The sequence below is a fragment of the Orrella marina genome, assembly GCF_003058465.1.
Taxonomy (GTDB): domain Bacteria; phylum Pseudomonadota; class Gammaproteobacteria; order Burkholderiales; family Burkholderiaceae_B; genus Algicoccus; species Algicoccus marinus.
Genome location: NZ_CP028901.1, coordinates 2,479,611 through 2,497,260, shown reverse-complemented (window position 1 = coordinate 2,497,260; position 17,650 = coordinate 2,479,611). Strand labels below are relative to the sequence as shown.

Genomic DNA, 17,650 nt, shown 5'->3' with positions numbered 1-17,650 from the left:
ACATTGTAATTGTGCAGCGCAACAATATCCATCAGGAGATAGTTATGACCAAGATGCCAAAAGAAATAATTGATTCACAAAAAGCAACCGTTGACGCCTTCATGGCTGTTCAGGGTACCCTGTTTAGCGGCTTCGAGAAGCTGGTTGATCTGAACCTCAAGGTTATCAAGGCAACCATGGACGAAGTCAACGAGAAAGCCCATGAAGCAATGGACGTCAAAGACGCCCAGGAAGCTGTTGCAATGAGCTCCTCCATGGTTCAGCCCTCAGCAGAAAAAGCAATGGCTTACAGCAAGCACGTTTATGACATCGTGTCAGGTGTTCAGGCTGAGCTGTCCAAGGTTGTCGAAGGTAAGATTGCCGAGAATCAGAAGCAGGTTTCGGAGACCATCGACCAGATGACTCGCAATGCACCAAGTGGCTCCGAGAGCGCCGTTGCAATGCTGAAGTCCTCAATGGCTCAGGCAAACGCAGCTTACGAAAGCATGACCAAAGCTGCCAAACAAGCTGCTGACGTGACCGAGAAGAACCTTCATGCCGCTACCGCAGCGACTATGAAGGCTGCTTCTGACGCTGCTACCGGTGCCGCCAAGACAGCTGCCCGTGCAACTACCACTCGTCGCAACGACGCCTGAGAAGCGATTGCAGGTTCTCACCGCATCGCAGAAATGCCATGCCAGATAGCCTGACAAACGCTTAGAAGGTAAAGAAACAGGGTTCCATTTGGAACCCTGTTTCTTTTGATATGCGAGTTCGCTACCAGGCGATCAGCACGCAATTTCAAAATCAGCGCCGACCCCAGAGCAGGATTGCCACGCAAGCCTGAGGTAGATGTCTGACTTGCCAGGCTAGCGAAGTCGCTTCGTTATTGCGTTGACAGAATCCGCGATCAGGGCTGGACCCTTGTAAATCAGTCCTGTGTACAGCTGTACTGCATTTGCTCCTGCCTGGATTTTTTCAGCAGCGTGCGCGCCGGACATAATTCCACCAACGCCAATGATCGGAAACTCCGGGCCAAGACGACTGCGGAATTTTTCAATCACCCAGAGTGATTTGCGATGGACGGGTGCTCCGGAGAGACCACCAGCTTCATCTGCGTACTGCATTCCAGTTATGGATTGTCGGTCGATGGTGGTGTTTGTCGCAATCAGCCCATCCATCTGATGACGAACCAGGCTTTGCGTGATTGCCTCGATCTGATGCTCGTCTAGATCTGGTGCAACCTTGAGGGCTAGAGGAACGTTTCTGCGGTGCAGTTGTGCCAATGCAAGCCGCTTCTCATGCAAAGCGCTCAACAGACCATTAAGGCTGTCTCCAGATTGCAGGTCACGTAGGTTTTTTGTGTTTGGAGACGAGATGTTGATCGTAATGTAATCTGCATGAGGGTAGACCCCTTCGAGTCCGAGCAGGTAGTCATCGTTTGCGTTTTCGATGGGTGTCGACGCATTCTTTCCGATGTTCAATCCTAAAATGCCACCACGATCTCTGTATTGGCTACGTTTGACATTTGTTAGAAAGGTATCCAGACCCTGGTTGTTGAAACCCATTCTGTTGATTAGCGCTTGCGCTTTTGGGAGTCGGAACATGCGAGGTTTCGGATTGCCGGGCTGAGCTTTGGGTGTGACAGTACCCACTTCGACAAACCCGAATCCCAGATTACCCAAAGCGTCGATGTGTTCACCGTTCTTGTCCAGGCCGGCTGCCAGACCGACAGGATTCTTCAGAGAGAGCCCCATGAGCAAGATGGGGGCGATGGGTAGATCATGCATCATCCCACGAGTCAGCTTGCAATCATATGCTCGTTGAATGGAACGAAGCGTTGCCTCGTGAGCGGCTTCGGGGTCCATGGAAAATAATGGAGCTCGAGCAAGCGTGTAGGCGTTAAAGAGGGGATTCATAAATTTGATTGTTCGGGAAATTCTTCCCAATTTCCATTAACAAAGTACTGGGCTGGCCGGAAACGCGACTTGTAGGCCATCTTACGGCTCTGGGCAATCCAGTAACCAAGATAAAGCCAAGGTAGACCCAGCTTCCGGCATTGTTCAACTTGCCAGATGATGCCATATGTTCCGAGGCTTCCACTGCTCTCTGGGTCATAGAATGTGTAGACGGACGAAAGCCCCTGGTCAAGGATGTCGATGATGGACACCATGCGCAGCACACGGTCCGGGTCCCGAAACTCAATCAGTCGGGAATTGACTCGACTGGCCAGCAGAAACTGGCTGTACTGGGAGCGGCTGTCTTCATCCATGCCGCCACCAGGATGGCGCGTTTGCTGGTAGCGCCAGTAGAGGTCATAGTGTTCTGGAGACCAGGCCAGTTCCATCACTCTGGACTCAAGTGAACCGTGGGACTTCCAGGCGCGTCTCTGGCTGCGTGTAGGCACGAACCGCTCGCAGTCGATCCGGATGGGCAAGCAAGCTTTGCATTGATCGCAATGGGGACGGTAGGTGAACAGGCCGCTGCGTCGAAAGCCTTTATCTACCAGTTCGGAGAATGTCCCGGCGTGAATCATGTGTCCGGGTGCCGCCACCTGAGAGCGTGCCATCTGATCAGGAAGATAGCTACACTGATAGGGGGCAGTGGCATAGAACTGAATTGCCGAGAAGGGAAGTTCCTGAACTTGGCTCATGACAAAAAATGTACAACAAGATGTCCCTGATCAGGAAAGTTTTCCAGATTCTTTAAGGCAATCAGGGACGCCAGCGTTAATGGATCCGTCCGCCCCAATCCATCCCGGATGCCAGTTAAGATCTGGCTGGCGGGTTGAAAAGTGGACGTGATCAAGGAAATGGCGTCTTTCGATCTCGCGGGCACCGAGACTGACCAGGTGGCTGGTTGTCATCTGGCAATCAATCATCTGCACATGATGTCTTTGCAGAAATCTGACCAGGTGAACCAGCGCGATTTTAGATGCATCGGTACGATGTGTGAACATCGACTCTCCAAAGAACATTCTGCCTATACTGACGCCGTAGAGACCACCGGAGAGCTCTCCATCCATCCAGGTCTCGACACTGTGGGCACGCCCTGTCGCGTGCCACTGCTGATAGACGTGCTTCATCTCCGGTGTGATCCACGTGCCTGTCACGGGGGCGTGACCTGGCGGTGCGCCTCGCGTAGCACAGGCCTCCATGACTGTGGGGAAAGCGCAGTCAACGGTCACTACGCAAGGAAAGAAGCTTCCTGATGCTTGATCCCTTTCTATCTTGCGCATCCGCTTGTTCATTGAGCGGGACAGGTGCAATTCTTCACAGTAGAGAACTGCACGGGGATTCGGGCTCCACCAGAGGACAGGCTCCCCGGATTGAACCAGGGAAACATGCCTTCAGAATATGCTTGCTCTAGCCGCCAGATGCTCAGGTCAAGGCCGGCCGCAACAAGTCCTGGTGGATCTTCTAGCGCTGTGTGAGCGGGTGGCAAAGGCTTATCTGGATCGACCCATTGAATGGCTGTTTCCATTCGCTTCATCCCTCCAGAAATGAAAACTATCGGGCAGGTGGCAGACTATAGTACCGAGTCTCGAAATGACCCTTTTCAACGTCACTGATGTAGTGGCGTAGTGTCGAGGATACGGACCTGAACGAGAGGTTGTCCCAAGGAATTTCGCTGATATCGTAGTAACGCGCATCCAGACTTTCTGGGCCAGGATCAACGTCACCCGTGTTCGCATGCGCCAGAAAATAGACGTGAATCTGATCAACGTGCGGAACGTCTATGACTGTGTAGAGGGAACCAAGTTCCACTTCGACGCCAGCCTCTTCGCGTGTTTCTCGCAAAGCGCCTTCCCCGGTGGTTTCTGCCAGTTCCATAAACCCGGCAGGCAATGTCCATGTACGGGCCCGAGGTTCAATTGCTCGCAGACATAAAAGAATCTTGTTGTTCCAGACAGGAAGAGTTCCAACTACCGTACGTGGATTCTGATAATGTACAGCGCCGCAAGACTCACATAAGTCTCTGACCCGGTTGTCCCCAGGCGGGATGCGACGGGTGATAGGTGCCGCGCATTGACTGCAGTACTGACTCAGTCTTGGGGCAGGAAAGAAGAATTCAGGGCTTTTATCCATTGCTTGCTATTCTAGACCAATACAACCTGTTAAAGCCCTTGTTGAGGCTCTGTGGTGCATCTGCCTGACTTGTCAGGCATCGCATAGGGAGTCCATCTTGCCAGGGCGTGCGGCATGCTAATTCTCGCTTGATTGCCGCACAAAGCCAAGCTCGTTTTCAACGCGATCAGTCACACCCAGTAAGTTCATTGGAGCGCTTCCTGTCAGTTGAAATGGTGCGTCTGTTGTGAATGTCACGGTGGTCTGCGCACCGCCCTGTTCGTGTTGTTCGCACCAATCGAGTAGAGGCACACCGTCGCTGGTCTGGAGGGCGTCGACAATCAGTTCCAGATCCTGATCATTCACGCAAGCAGGTCCATGCTCGCATTCGAAGAAAAGGGTGCCATTGTGGTCGATCAGCCACCGCTTGATCTGCTTGATCGGAAGTCCGTTGTGCGTGCTAAGCGAGCCGGGCTGCCCGGTGATCGAAGCGACCAAGGGAGCTGCGTCCAGTCTGACGTAGACACGTTGGGGGCCGTTTTGAAAGAACCAGCGTCCCGTATTCTCAGCTTCATAGTTGCGGTTTATGAAGGCAATGATCTGCTGGTTCTGGATGGATTCACCAAACCCGCCCTGACTGGCTGTACCGCCTGGATGCAGCCTCCACTGGCCTCTTCTGGATAGCGATAGCCATCCATGGACGGCAGGTACGTCTGGCCATCGTTCAATTGCCTCAAGAACAGTCTGATCCATTTCAGCTCCCTGCTGACAGAGGCTTGCCACGGGTCACGTAAAACCAGAGGCTCAACACTTGTGCCAGCAAAAGTAGAGCGAAGGCCGACCATATTGCATCGGCCCGGATCAGGCCAATCCAGATGAAACCATCGACAATCAGGCCGATTCCCCACTGTACCGCAAAAGCGCCGGTGAACATCACCAGGTTGAATGTTGTCAACACGCGTCCTGCAACTTCTCTGGGGAACATTAGAGCGGTCTGTGTCTGCATCAGAATCACGGCTGGGATGCCTGGTGCAAGCGCAAGCCAGAGCCACCATGCAGAGGGTGATCGCCATGCGAGAATGATCGCCATGCAGATGATGAACCAGTAGAAGCCAAACAAGGTCTGTCGCGCCAGTCCGAAGCCCTTCTTCTCAAGCCGCGGACTCACAATGCTCATGAGGAGGTAGGCAACCAACAGCGCAAGGTTGAAGTACAGCAAGACTTGTCCAGCCTGATTGGTGGAAAGTCCTAGCGTGTCTGTCATCCAGGGGCCTACCCATAGCGACTGCAACGCCACAAATCCACCTGAGAAGAAGATCGTTGTCGGAATGATGCGAAGCAGGGTGGGGTGCGCAAGCAGTTCGAGCAGTTTGATGGGCTTGTCTCCAGGCTTGCTCTGGCTTGTCTGTGTGTGCTGACGATCCGAGTCTGGAACAAATATTGCAATTGCCAATGCCGATACTGCAAGCAGTCCTCCGCAGACCAGGAAGATCTCTCTCCATCCATAGGCTTGAGCGAGCAGCAAGGCCGGCTGGGTGGCGGTCAGTGATCCGAGCGTTCCACCGATCAACATCCACATGGCAAGCTGAGCCTGCTTCTCCGGGGCGAAGCAGCGTCTGAAGTAGGAGTAAGGAGCCATCAGGCAGGATGCGACGCCAAATCCGATCAGGATGCGTCCAATCGAGAGTGTGAATAATGAGTCGCTGACGGCAAGAATGACTGACCCAACTGCAGCGATAGTGAGCAGGATTGATTCAGTACGGCGCGCACCATACCGATCAAGCCAGGTGCCAAGATGCCACTGAACAGATGCAAATGACAGAAAATAGGCGGACGATAGCCATCCCAGTGCGCCGGCGCTCAGGTTCAGGTCCTCGGCAAGTAGGGGGGCGATCGTTGCGTTGACTGATCGAAGCGCATAAGAGAGAAAGTAGCCCCCAACAAAGCTTAGAAACAGTGAGAGCGTAAATCGTTCTGCGCGCCAGGTGTCCTGGTTTGGCTTTTCTGTATGGGCCATGGGCTTGAATCATGATGCAGGTCTGAGGGCATGTTGCTGTGCCTGAGCTCGGGCCTGTTGTTGGGTTGATGGAACGATACTAAACCCAGGCAGCTTGATAATCTGCCAGTGCAGGGTGCGTTCTGGAGTCGGGCGCAAACTCGCCAGATCAGGTCCGTCGAATTCTAGCGCAGATGATGGGTCTGCTTCGAAATGGTGCAGGTTTCTTCGGTAAATCCAATTATGACATGTCGTGTTACTGCGAAGTGGTGAGCGATAGCGTTAGCAGCACTCAATAAAAACCAGCAGAAATGGCTGGCTGGCGAACTTTAAGGTTGTTCGGCCGAAGTGCCTGGGATGGGTTGCTGACGGTATACATTACCCTGGCTGTTGATAACCAGAACCGGTCAGTCGGACCAATAGGGTGGGGGATCTGGAGGCGCAAGCCGGAATCGAACCGACGTACACGGATTTGCAATCCGCTGCATAACCACTCTGCCATTGCGCCAGTGCAAACTGAAAGGGTAGGCAAAAGCCTTCTCTCGAATTTGAAATTGGAAACGCTAGGTCAACGACTTATAGTTATATAAGTCGTTGTTTCCCCTAACGTTGTCTTTGCTGCTGCAGTCAGCAAAGACAACTATTGTAGCCTTGTTTTCCCTTCGCAGCAACAAACCAGTACAAAGAGGCATATGTAGCACACCAGTCTCACACTCAGCTCTGGTATCTGATCACTCGCGTTCGCTCGACAGACTTCGATCTAGATTAATGATGTGGGTCGGCTGACCGCCTCACAGATAGCGTCAGCATCGGCGACGTCATGTTTGTTCGTCTTTACAAAGGGTTTGACAAACTGCGGCGAGATCAGCTTGACCTCGTGCCCCAGGCTCTGCAATTGACGGGCCCAGTGATGTGCACTGCCACAGGCTTCCATACCAATCACGCAAGGCTCCATGTTGGCAAAGAAAGTCATCACCTTGTCGCGTTTGATCTGTTTGCGGACCACAGGTTTGCCCCGCTCATTGCGCGGCAGCAAGTGCCGACCCCACGACCAGTCCAACGCCATTGGCCGCGCCAAGCGAAGCCATGGCACCGGCACGCTCACCGGCAGCGACGTGATCGGTCACCAGCACCTCGCCCGCCGCGAAGAACGCACCGACCGCCCCGCGGCTGACGAGCAGCCCGGCAAACACCAGACCCGCCGCAGGCAGCACCAGCAACGATACGATCAGCAGGATACACATGGCCCAGTAGGCGAGCTTGAAGCCGCCCGCTCCGGCCAGGAGAACCGTTCGCCGCTCACGCCGATCACTCAACGCTCCCCAGGGCCGCGAAAGCAGCATCCACAACACGCCTCCCACGGTCACCACCGCGCCGGCTTGCCAGGGGGCCAAATGCAGCGATCGCCATCATGGTCATTGTGCAGGTCATGTAGGCCGCCATCAGCGGCTTGATGTTGAAACGGGCCGCGCTAACCAGGGGATCGCCGCCGACTGTCATCGAGTTCGCATTGTCTTGAGTCATGTCGTTTCGCCTCCACGGCGGCAAGCTGGATGAAGGAGGGCTACATAGTCAGCAGATGGGTTCCGTTATTGCCAATAGCAACAACATAAGCGTCAGTGCCCCGAAGACGACGACTACCTGAGCACCAGCCAGGATGGTCTGCGCCCGCGCAAAGCGCGCCTTCCACTTCGAGGGAACCATGCCATGTGGCATCGGCAAGGTCTCCCGAGCGTCACCGCTGTGATGGTCGAGGGTTTGGGTGCGATCCATGGGGTGTCCAGTGTCTCGTCGTCAGGTTGTTTCTCATGGGGCATTCAGTACAGGTAGGTCGCTGTTACGCCTACTGTTCTGCCAGGCGCAATCTGCGCGAAGTTGCCTGTCGCACCGTACGAGAAGCCATAGGTTCGATAGCCCTGATTCGTCAGGTTCCGGGCGTAGAACATCAATTCCAGATTGCGGGTCGGCTGCCAGCCCAAGCCCGCATCCACCACGGTGTACGCACCCTGGCACAGGGTATTGGCGCTGTCGAAATAATGCGCCCCCGTGCGGCGCACGGTCAACTGCGGCCGCAAGACGGTGTTGCCCAAAGGTACATTGCCCTTGACGCTCAGCGTCAGGCCATACTTGGGCGCCATCGGCACAGCGTTGTGCGTGCAGCCGGTGCAGGCGCTGGAATCCTCGAAGCGGCGGAAGGTCGCGTCATTGATGAAGCCTCCCGCGCTGAGTGTCCATTGGCGGGTGACATCCCACTCGGTGTTGAACTCCACGCCCACCGAGCGGGTATCGCCCACGTTTCTCAGCGTCTGGTTGCCCATGTCGCCGTCGCCGTAGAGCTGCACGTCGTTGCTGTCCACCCGGTAGAGGGCGATGCTGGCGCGCACGTCGCTTCCGGCGTAGCGCATGCCCGCCTCGTAGCTGATCGAGCGTTCGCGGCCATACCCGGCAGCATCGTCCATGCTCGATGGCGCCAGGTTGTAGCCCAGCGGCTTGTAACCCTGCGCCACATTGACGTAGCCGCGCCAATTGGGGCTGAACTGGTAGCCTGCGGCCAAGTGGCCGAGCCACGTCGTCTGGTCGCTGGATGCTTGCCCCTGGAAGGTACTGCCCATCATGTTGCCCTGGAAGCGGGTTCTGGCCTCGTCCCGGGCGACGCGCAGACCCGTGGTGATGTCGGCCTTGGGGCTCAGGTGCCAAGTCACGTCGCCATAGGCAGCCAGCGACTCGGTGCGGTTGCTGGAAGAAGAATCCGTCACCCGATAGAAACTGGGAAGCACCATGTCGAACTGGTAGCCGCGCGACAGGTCCACCTCTTGCCGGTAGAGGCCGAACACCGCGCCCCAGGCGCGGGAAGGTGCCTCGCCCTGTTGCGGCGAACGTGTCGACAGGCGCAATTCCTGGGTATTCTGTTTCCAGTGCTCGGAGAACTGCGGGAAATACGCGTCCAGCGGCCATTGGCGTTCTGTTTGCACCCGCTGGCTGCTGGCAATGGCGCTCAAGCGCCAGATGCCGAAGTCATACTGACCATTGACGGCGACGCTGTTGGCGCAGCGCTGCTGATGAAAATCACGGTAGGCTTCCGGCAGGTTGGGCAGCACATAGGCCCTGCGGGACTTGTAGTCGTCGAACAGCGTATAGGCTTCCTGATCGCCCGTGGCGCAATCGCGGCCGGCGCTCAGCCCCACCTCCCATGGATTGCCGGCCGGGGCCAGGCGCAGCTTGACATTGCCGGCGCGCGAACGCACGCCTCCCAATTGATCGCTGCCGATGACATCGCTGCGCAAGTCGCCATTGACATCATTGCCCAGCAGAGAGACCGAGCCATACAGCAGATCCTCGACCAGTGGGCCGGAACCCTCGACCTGCAACTGGTAGCCGTCTCGGCTCGACACCCCGGCGCTGGCAGCGAATTCGGGGGTGTCGCCCGGCTTGCGAGAGACGATATTGAGCACGCCGCCCTGGGCACTCTTCCCATACAGCGTGCCTTGCGGCCCCTTGAGCAACTCCACCTGCTCGACGCCCAGCAGAGACTGGGCGGCAAAGATCGGTAACTGAGGCACGCCATCCACATACACCGTCAGTGCCGGGTTGTAGAAATCCTGCGCCGACGTCACGCCGCGTAGCGTGATGATAGGGAACAGGAACGTCGCGCTGTGCGACGAGTACAGCTCAGGGAAAACGCGATCCAGTTCCAGAGTCGAAGTCACCTGGGCGTCATCCAGCGCCGGACGGTCGGCCACGCTGGCAGAGCCATTGAGCTGTTCCAGGGTTTCACCGCGCTTGCTGGCCGAAACGACCACAGTGGCGAGAACGGCCGGTTCATCGTCGGCAAGCGGCGCGCTTTGTGCGAAGGCGTCATGCACCCATGACGTGGCGTGGATGGAAAGCAGCGCAATGCTGAGAGCACGGAATTGAAAACGCATGATGAAAGATTTCTCCTAGTTCCTTGGAACGACAGGTGGTACTGCAAACAATCATTGATGACGCGATGGTCCTGCCCCATCAGGGCGTTCGCTAAACCTCCACCGACAGATGCGCCAGCCATTCCAGATGGCCAGGCCACGCCTTGTAGTAGGACGGGGGCTGTGGCTCGGTCGCGCCCAGCGCAACGATGGCGGCGTACCGGCCGGGGGCGATTTGCCAGATGTGCAGGTCGAACAGCTCGACGCCATCGTCTTCGAGCTGGGCGCGTATCCGGGCAGTCTTGTCGTCATGCGCTGGCTGCGCATCCAGCAACACCAGGCTGACCTCGCGTATCAGCGACCACGACCAGCGCAGGATGACCAGGGCGTCCACGACGCCCATCAAAGGATCCGCCCAGACCCAGCCAAACACGCTGCCCAACAGCAGAGCGGCAATGGCCAGCGCCGACGTGAGCGCGTCGGCCACCACATGCAGATAGGCGGCCTGCAGGTTGTTGTCATGCCCATGCGCGTGATCATGGTCATGGCCGTGGATGGCGTGATGATGTTCATCGCGCAACGACCGGGCGCTGAGCAGATTGACCGCCAGCCCGATGACCCACCAGATCCGGCGCTCATTGCGCCGCTGGCCGGCCCCGATGAACACATGCTCGTGCACCGGCGAGAACGTCATCGGGTTTGCCAGTTGGCCTGCGTGCCCGCTATTCATCATGACTCCCCCACACGCCAGTGCTTGACGCTCTGCTGGGCTTGCCACATCCGCGCATAGCGGCCATTAGCGGCCAGCAGCTCGGCATGCTGGCCGGACTCGACCACGCGGCCCTCGTCGATCACCAGAATCTGGTCGGCGGCGGCAATGGTGGACAGCCGGTGCGCAATTACGATCACCGTGCGCTCGCGCACCAGGGCGTCTATGGCACGCTGCACAGCCACTTCGCTTTCGGTGTCCAGCGCCGCGGTCAGCTCGTCCAGGACGACGATGGGCGCGTTCTTGAGCATGGCGCGGGCGATGCTGATGCGCTGGCGCTCGCCGCCCGAGAGCCGGCCGCCGATGTCGCCCACCCTCGTCTGGTAGCCCTCGGGCAGCCGGGTGATGAACTCGTGGCAGTAGGCGGCACGGGCAGCCGCTTCCACTTCCTCGTCGCTGGCGTCCGGCCGGGCCATGCGGATATTGGCCAGGATGGTGTCGTCGAACAGGTACACGTCCTGGAACACCACCGAGATCAAGCCATTGAGCTGCTCCGGCGACAGGCTGCGGATGTCCACGCCGCCGATTGGTACCCACCCCGCCTGGGGGTCGGCGTGCCGCATCAGCAGCCGCGTCACCGTGGTCTTGCCCGAACCCGACGGCCCCACCAGCGCGCTCATCCGGCGGGCGGGCAATTGTGCGCTGAAGCCCCTCAAGATGCTCTGCGGCTGTCCGGCGTAGGCAAACTCCACGCCGATGAAGTCGATCGAGAACTCGCCCGGCATGCCGGGCGACGCCTGCTGCGGCAGAGGCTCGATGGCCAGCAAGGCATCGATCTTGCCCAACGCCGCCTCGATCAGGTCGATCACCTTGGCATACAGCACGAAGGTCGCCAACGGCTCGCCGAAACGCACGACGATCACCATCAGCGCCGCCAGCACGGCGATATCCAGCGAGCCCTGCGCAACGAAAAGCGTGCCCAGCAACACCACCAACAAGGTCGCCAGCTCCATCACCGTGGCCAGGATCAGGTTCGGCTTGGCGCCTTTCTTCTGGCCGATGGTCTGGATTTTCTCCAGGTGTACGAGGCTGGCCTGCAGGCGCTGCGCCTTTTCGCCCGTGCGGCAGGTCGCGCGCAGCACTGGCAGGCCCTGGGCGTATTCGAGGATGTCTGCACTGGTGCGCTCGTGGGCGTCGGCCAGCATGCGCATGCCGCGTCCGTAGGCCGGGCGCCGCCAGCGGTAAAGGGGGATCAGCAGCGGGAACACCAGTAGCAGGACGAGCCCCATGCGCCAGTCGAACCACAGCGCCGCCAATGCCACCGTCAGCGGCGTCAGCAGGGCGGTGGCCATCATGTTGGCGATCGTCAGGATGTAGCTGAGCGTCTCGTCCACGTTCCCCAGCAAGGTCGCATTGACCCCACCGGCGCGCTTGTCCTGCAACACCTCCAGCGGAATGCGGCGCAGTTGCGCACCGAGTTCGGAACGCAGTTCATGCGTGTTGCGCACCATATCGCCGCGATAGTCGAAGCCCTGCGCCCACCAGCGGATGACCGTGCTGGCCAGCATCAGCCCCGTCATCGCCAGCAGCCAGGGCAGCGCCGCCCGCCAATTGGCGCTCGGTATCAGGGCCTGGAAGAGCGGCATCAGGCAGGCCAGCGCCAGCCCCTGCGCGATGGCGGCTAGGGCCAGGCCGATCAGGCTGGCGCGCAGCCTGGGCGCTCGGCTGCGGGCGCTGGTCATCAACTGTCGCCAGGTCTCGCGCAAGGGCGTGATGCGTTGGCCGGGATCTGGAGTGCTCATGCCCGTGCTCCCCTCAAGGCCCAGTCCTGCGCCTGCTCATAGCTGTTCCAAAGCCGCGCATACACACCGCCTTGCGCCACCAGGGCATCGTGCGTGCCGCGCTCGGCCAGCCGTCCCTGGTCGAACACCAGGATCTGATCCGCATCGCGGATGGTGGAGAGCCGATGCGCCACCATCAGCACCGTCTTGCCCCGCATCAGGTTGGAAAGTGCCGCCACCAGCGCGGCCTCGCTCTCCGGGTCGGCAAACGCCGTGGCCTCGTCCAGCACCAGGATCGGACGGTCCTGCAGGATGGCGCGGGCGATGGTGATGCGCTGGCGCTGCCCGCCGGAGAGGAACATCCCCCGTTCGCCGACCGGCGTGTCGTAACCCCGCGGTAGACTTTCTATGAACGCGTGCGCTTGGGCGGCGCGCGCGGCGGCCTTCACCTCATCCATCGTCGCGCCTTCGAGCCCCAGGCTGATGTTGTTGGCGATGGTGTCGGCAAACAGAAAGGTGTCCTGGAACACGAACGCGACGTGCTGCATCAGCACGTCGGCCTGCATCTGGCGCACATCCACGCCACCGACCTTGACGCAACCCGCGCTGACATCCCAGAAGCGCGGTATCAGCCTGGCCACCGTGGTTTTGCCCGCGCCGGAAGGCCCCACCAGCGCCGCCACCGTCCCTTGCGGCACGTCGAAGCTCACGCCTTGCAGCACCAGCGGCCCGTCGCTGGTGTACCGGAAGTCCACCTGCTCGAAACGCACCGAGCCATCCAGCGGCGTCCTGGCCAGCCCCTCCGGCATGGGCAGCTCCGGCTCGTCCATCACCTCCTGGATGCGATGAATGCTCATCTGCGTCTTGGCCACCAGATGCTTGAGCGACATCACCGGCAGCAGCGATTCGGCCATGCCGGTGCCCACCAACAGCACGGCCAGCCAGGTGGCCGCGTCCAGCGCATCACGGCTGATCAGCCAGCCGCCCAGCCATACCAGCACCGCCAGCGTTGGCAGCGGATTGAGGATCGCCACCGACAGGCGCGAGGAAAACCCGGTCATGCGGTACCACGCCAGCACCACCGCCATGAATTCATCGAGCGCACGCTGGTAGCGCTGGAACGTGACCGTGCCGGTATCGAAGGTGCGCACCACCGGCATCGCCTGCACATACTCGACGACCGCCTTGCTCACGTTCTCGCCAGCGGCGTGGTAACGCTGCATCATCTGGCCGCTGCCGCGCATGGCCAGCGACACCACCGCCATGCCGAGCGCCAGCACCGCCGTGGCCGCCAGCGCCAGGCGCCAGTCCAGCCACCACAGCAGCACGAAGGTGAGCACCGGCGACACATACGCCCGCGCGTACAAAGGCATGCTGTCGGCCACGAACACGTGCAGCGCCTTCACGTCGTCCATCATCACCTTGGTCAGCGCGCCGGAGCCGGTCTGCTGCACATAGCCCAGCGGCACGCGCGCCAGATGCCTGGCCAGATCGGTGCGCAGCCGGGTTTCCAGGCGGAAGGCGGCGTAGTGCGACTGATTGAAGGCCGACAGGCGCAAGACAAAGGCCAGAATGGTGAGCAGCACAGCCAGCCCCAGCGGCAGCCAGGGCCACCGGCCGGGCTCGGCCAGCAGGGCGTGCACCGCCCAGGCCAGCACGGCCAACGCTCCCAGGGCATAGGCAGCGGCCAGGCTGGCCAGCACCATGGCAAAGCGGATCTGCCCCTGTACGGGCCGCATGATGCCCCAGACACTGGCATCTGCCCCGGCATGTTGCTTATCCGACATGCACGACTCCTTGCGTGGCTACTGAGGTGTTCTTCTCCATACACGCCTGGCGCCACACGGCCCCGGTGGCGATGACCGTCAGCACGCTGGCCAGCCCGAAGCAGAAGGAGTAACCCAGGTGGCCGGCCAGCCAGCCGCTGGCCACGCCGCCCGCCATGGCCAGCAGCGCGTCAGCGCTCTGGAACACCGTGAAGTCCACGCCCGCCTGCAGCGGCGAGGTCAGGTTCATCAGCGCCGAATACAGCGCGACCCAGAGGCAACCCAATATCGAGAAGGTCAGGCCGACCAGAATCGTCAGCACCATCAGCGAGGCCGCCGGCGCTGCCAGACTCAAGGCCAGCAGCACGCCGGCCTTCAGTCCAACGGCGATCCACACCGCCTGCCAGCCCGGCGCGGCCCGCACCAGCAGCCCGCCCAGCACCGCGCCAGTCAGCCCCGTGCCGATATGCAGCGACCCGAACAGCCAGCCCACCTGCTCCAGGCTCATGCCGCGATCCAGCATGAACGGGCCGAACATGCCTAGCGTCAGCCGCACCCCCACGCTCGACAGCAGCATCAGCAGCAGCCCCGTGCGCACCTGCGGGCGGCGCAAGGCATGCAGCAGCCCGGGCCGATGACCGAGAGCCAGCGCCTGGTCGCGCGGCGGTTCGCGCAACAGCAGCATCGGCAGCCCCAGCAGCACGATGGCCAGGCCCGCGGCCACCAGCGCCGCAGGCCAGCCCGCCTTGCCCGCCACCAGAAGAAAGCCCCCGGCACCGAGCATTGCGCCGACATGGCTGCCGCCCACCTGCGCCACGTTGCCCCAGCCGCGCCGCTGCCCGGCAAGCTGCTCCACCGTGAAGCCATCGCAGGCCACGTCGGCGCTGGCCGAAACCACCGCCGCCAGCATCAGGCCGGCCAGCAGCCACACGGCAAAGCTGTCCAGCGAAACATGGCCCGCCCAGCTTGCCATCCCCGTTCCCATCAGGATGGCCGCCATGATCCATTGCCCCGTCAGCACCAGCGTGCGCGAGCGGCGCTCCAGTCGCCCCGTCGGCAGGCGCATGCGTTCCACCCAGGGCGCCCAGAGAAAGCGGACGCCCCACGGCACCCACAGCAGAGCGGTCAACCCTGCCACCGTCAGCGAAGCGCCCTCGCTGCGCAGCAACGACGGCAACGCCTGTGTGGTCAATGCCGTGACGATGGTCTGGCTGATATAAATGCCGCCAATGGCCAGCAGCAAGCGAGCCGCTGTCAGGCGGCGTGTGGCAGAAGAAGTCGTTGACATGCGATGCGGAATCCACGGCTCGAATAGCCGTCGTGGCGAATGGTTAGTTGACGGTCCGCTGCAATTCACACGATCACTTCAGGTGATCAGCAGCCCATCCCCGGTGTAAAATGAGAATCGTTATGATTTGGCAATCAGGCAAATTGCGCTAACGGTTTACGGAAAAAATTTGATTTTTTCAGGATAAATTTATGGGTGAGATCAGTGAACCGGCTTCGGATCAAGCACTTGATCCGAGCAAACTGCAGGAAGATGGCCTTGACTGCGTGCCTGAAGATTGGCGGCACGCCGTGCACATGTATCAGCCCAGCGAAGGGCTCTACATCAGTTGCATCAGCGGCCGCCCCGGCGGCAAATGGTCCTTCCAGGCCTCCGGTCCCGCCGCCTTCAGTGTCAACATCCTGCTCGAAGGGCACATGCAAACCGCCTTCGACGATGGCGCGGTCGTCGATGTCAGTGCCGGCTCCACCATCCTGATGGCCTCGGGCGAGCCCACCTCCGGCTGGGACGTGCTCGATGGGCAGACCGACGGCGCTTTCCGCCTGGTCAGCATCTACATGCCGGCGGACGCCATGGCCAGCCTGACTGGGCTGAGCATGGACGAACTGCGCCGCCGCACCCGCACGCTGTCGGGCGACCGGTCGCACATCGACGCCTTACTCGGCGTGGTGCCATCCTCCAGCACGTTGCAACGCGTGGCCTGCGACCTGCTCGGCTTCGGCTGCAGCCATGTCGGCCCCTGCCTGTCCCGCGACCTCTACCTGCGCGCCAAGGCCATGGAAGCCATCGCCTGCTTCGTGCAGGACAACCTGGAACAGGCCGACATGCCCCTGCCCATACCGGGCGACCGGCGGCGGCTGATCGAAGCGCGGGCGCTGCTGGAGCAGAACTACGGTCAGGAATGGACTGTTCAGTCACTGGCACGCGCCGTGGGGCTGAACGAGAAGCGCCTGCAGCAAGGCTTCCAGGCGCTCTACGGCTGCCCGGTGCATGCCTGCCTGACGCGCATCCGGCTCAACGCCGCCGTCGCCATGCTCAAGCGCGGCACCAGCGTCACCGAAACCGCCGCCTGCTGCGGCTTCGCCAACCTCAGCCACTTCAGCCGCATGTTCCGCGGCCACACCGGCATCACGCCCAAGCAATGCGCCCTGGGCATCAGCCCGCGCATCTCGCACCAGGGCACCGCGGTGGTGCGCGTGGTCTGAACTTGCCGGCCATGGCGGGCGTTGCGCCGCCATGCAGGGCCTGCCTTTGATGGTGGCCGTGGCGACCACCATGACGCGCCGCAACAAAAATCCTCGATAAGTCAAATTTTTTCCCGAAACCGTTAGCACGGATTTGGGAATTTTCGGATCATTGATCTAGACAAGTGGGATTACAGCGACTGTAAGCTCCCCGCGCACGAGCATATCCAACGTGAATGTTTTGACCGCACCCGGTTCCTGACGGAATTGTGGTTTGGGGAAGGGCCGGCCCGGTCGGCTGATTGGGACTCATTATCCTATCGATGTAATTTCGTCTCATTTGCACTTTCATTCGCATCACGAGACTGGAGAAACGTACATGTTACCGAGGATGGATGGGGGCGCAGTCAGCCCCTTGATGGTTCCGCTGGAGCGCTCACCTAGAGGCGCATTCCACCTGCAACCCAAACGCCTGTGCCTAGCGATGGCCCTGGCACTGGGAAGCCAGGCTGTGTGCGCGCAGTCGACGCCTCCTTCGTCATCCGGGTCACCATCCCGCTGTTCAGCGGCGGCTCCAGCTACTACAGCACGCGCCAGGCCAACAACCGGCGGGAACAGGCGAGCTATGAACTCGAACACACCGCCAACACCACCATCACCACCATCACCACGCTGGAGCAGTACTACCGCGTGTTCAGCACCAGCGCCGAGCGCATACGCACCTTGCGCCAGAACGTGAGCGACGCCACGGCGCTGGTGGACGCAATGCGCAAGAGCGTGAACGGCGGGGAACGCACCAACACCGACGCCTTGCAGGCGGAACGCCAGTCCTACCAGGCCCGGCTGGCCTTGCTGCGGACCTACGTGGAGTGGTTCCAGGCCTACGCCAAGTTGCAGTTCTATGCCGGCAGGTTCTCGGAAGAAGACGTGCTGGTGCTCAACCGGCATTTCTTGGCGGAGGTTCGATAAGGCCCCTGG

At 60.2% G+C, this 17,650-nt stretch carries 16 protein-coding genes, 1 tRNA gene and 2 pseudogenes; 3 read left to right on the top strand and 16 right to left on the bottom strand.

Going from position 1 to position 17,650, the window contains the following annotated elements; genetic code table 11:
• Nucleotides 1-44: 44 nt before the first annotated feature.
• The gene (locus tag DBV39_RS11295) at nucleotides 45-635 is read left to right on the top strand and encodes a phasin family protein (RefSeq protein WP_108621606.1); all 591 of its coding nucleotides are present in this window, start codon (nucleotides 45-47) and stop codon (nucleotides 633-635) included.
• Between the two features lie 213 nt (nucleotides 636-848).
• On the opposite strand, the gene DBV39_RS11290 is transcribed toward DBV39_RS11295, so the two are convergent.
• The 16 genes and pseudogenes from DBV39_RS11290 to DBV39_RS11220 form a co-directional block, all read right to left on the bottom strand.
• Nucleotides 849-1,898, bottom strand: a complete 1,050-nt coding sequence (locus DBV39_RS11290; protein WP_108621605.1) for a quinone-dependent dihydroorotate dehydrogenase — start codon at nucleotides 1,896-1,898, stop codon at nucleotides 849-851.
• Nucleotides 1,895-2,632 carry an arginyltransferase gene (locus DBV39_RS11285; RefSeq protein WP_108621604.1) on the bottom strand — a complete coding sequence of 246 codons (738 nt, stop codon included), beginning with the start codon at nucleotides 2,630-2,632 and terminating at the stop codon, nucleotides 1,895-1,897. Before DBV39_RS11285 ends, DBV39_RS11290 begins: the two co-directional genes overlap by 4 nt.
• Before the next feature lie 30 nt (nucleotides 2,633-2,662).
• A pseudogene (gene aat / locus DBV39_RS11280) lies at nucleotides 2,663-3,462 on the bottom strand (leucyl/phenylalanyl-tRNA--protein transferase).
• Between the two features lie 26 nt (nucleotides 3,463-3,488).
• On the bottom strand, nucleotides 3,489-4,067 hold the full coding sequence (locus tag DBV39_RS11275) for an NUDIX hydrolase (protein ID WP_108621603.1): 579 nt from the start codon (nucleotides 4,065-4,067) through the stop codon (nucleotides 3,489-3,491).
• A gap of 117 nt (nucleotides 4,068-4,184) precedes the next feature.
• Complete coding sequence (locus DBV39_RS11270; protein WP_108621602.1) at nucleotides 4,185-4,799, bottom strand: DUF2946 family protein; 615 nt, start codon at nucleotides 4,797-4,799, stop codon at nucleotides 4,185-4,187.
• Nucleotide 4,800: 1 nt separating this feature from the next.
• The gene (locus tag DBV39_RS11265; RefSeq protein WP_108621601.1) at nucleotides 4,801-6,063 is read right to left on the bottom strand and encodes an MFS transporter; all 1,263 of its coding nucleotides are present in this window, start codon (nucleotides 6,061-6,063) and stop codon (nucleotides 4,801-4,803) included.
• A 413-nt stretch (nucleotides 6,064-6,476) separates the two neighbouring features.
• Nucleotides 6,477-6,550 (bottom strand) — tRNA-Cys (locus DBV39_RS11260).
• Between the two features lie 267 nt (nucleotides 6,551-6,817).
• Nucleotides 6,818-7,108 (bottom strand): annotated as a pseudogene (locus DBV39_RS11255) (IS110 family transposase); the annotation flags it as partial.
• Nucleotides 7,062-7,385: an MFS transporter gene (locus tag DBV39_RS11250; protein WP_265415998.1), complete on the bottom strand. Its 324-nt coding sequence runs from the start codon at nucleotides 7,383-7,385 to the stop codon at nucleotides 7,062-7,064. The gene DBV39_RS11250 and the pseudogene DBV39_RS11255, both read right to left, overlap by 47 nt.
• Entirely contained in the window at nucleotides 7,351-7,566 is a 216-nt protein-coding gene (locus DBV39_RS20000) for a hypothetical protein (RefSeq protein WP_227870956.1), read from the bottom strand. The genes DBV39_RS11250 and DBV39_RS20000 overlap by 35 nt, the downstream gene beginning before the upstream one ends.
• A 48-nt stretch (nucleotides 7,567-7,614) precedes the next feature.
• A complete protein-coding gene (locus tag DBV39_RS11245; RefSeq protein WP_108621600.1) occupies nucleotides 7,615-7,815 on the bottom strand; it encodes a hypothetical protein in 201 nt (66 codons plus the stop codon).
• A gap of 44 nt (nucleotides 7,816-7,859) precedes the next feature.
• The gene (locus DBV39_RS20450) at nucleotides 7,860-9,965 is read right to left on the bottom strand and encodes a TonB-dependent receptor (RefSeq protein WP_322348713.1); all 2,106 of its coding nucleotides are present in this window, start codon (nucleotides 9,963-9,965) and stop codon (nucleotides 7,860-7,862) included.
• 91 nt (nucleotides 9,966-10,056) lie between these two features.
• The gene (locus DBV39_RS11235; protein WP_108621599.1) at nucleotides 10,057-10,677 is read right to left on the bottom strand and encodes a cation diffusion facilitator family transporter; all 621 of its coding nucleotides are present in this window, start codon (nucleotides 10,675-10,677) and stop codon (nucleotides 10,057-10,059) included.
• Nucleotides 10,674-12,455: an ABC transporter ATP-binding protein gene (locus tag DBV39_RS11230; protein WP_108621598.1), complete on the bottom strand. Its 1,782-nt coding sequence runs from the start codon at nucleotides 12,453-12,455 to the stop codon at nucleotides 10,674-10,676. Before DBV39_RS11230 ends, DBV39_RS11235 begins: the two co-directional genes overlap by 4 nt.
• Nucleotides 12,452-14,221, bottom strand: coding sequence for an ABC transporter ATP-binding protein (locus DBV39_RS11225; protein WP_108621597.1), 1,770 nt, complete (start codon nucleotides 14,219-14,221; stop codon nucleotides 12,452-12,454). The genes DBV39_RS11230 and DBV39_RS11225 overlap by 4 nt, the downstream gene beginning before the upstream one ends.
• A complete protein-coding gene (locus tag DBV39_RS11220; protein WP_108621596.1) occupies nucleotides 14,211-15,488 on the bottom strand; it encodes an MFS transporter in 1,278 nt (425 codons plus the stop codon). Before DBV39_RS11220 ends, DBV39_RS11225 begins: the two co-directional genes overlap by 11 nt.
• 191 nt (nucleotides 15,489-15,679) lie before the next feature.
• On the opposite strand from DBV39_RS11220, the gene DBV39_RS11215 reads away from it, so the two are divergent.
• Nucleotides 15,680-16,693, top strand: a complete 1,014-nt coding sequence (locus tag DBV39_RS11215; RefSeq protein ID WP_108621595.1) for a helix-turn-helix transcriptional regulator — start codon at nucleotides 15,680-15,682, stop codon at nucleotides 16,691-16,693.
• Between the two features lie 492 nt (nucleotides 16,694-17,185).
• On the top strand, nucleotides 17,186-17,641 hold the full coding sequence (locus tag DBV39_RS11210; RefSeq protein WP_159078912.1) for a TolC family protein: 456 nt from the start codon (nucleotides 17,186-17,188) through the stop codon (nucleotides 17,639-17,641).
• The last annotated feature ends 9 nt before the right edge of the window (nucleotides 17,642-17,650 follow it).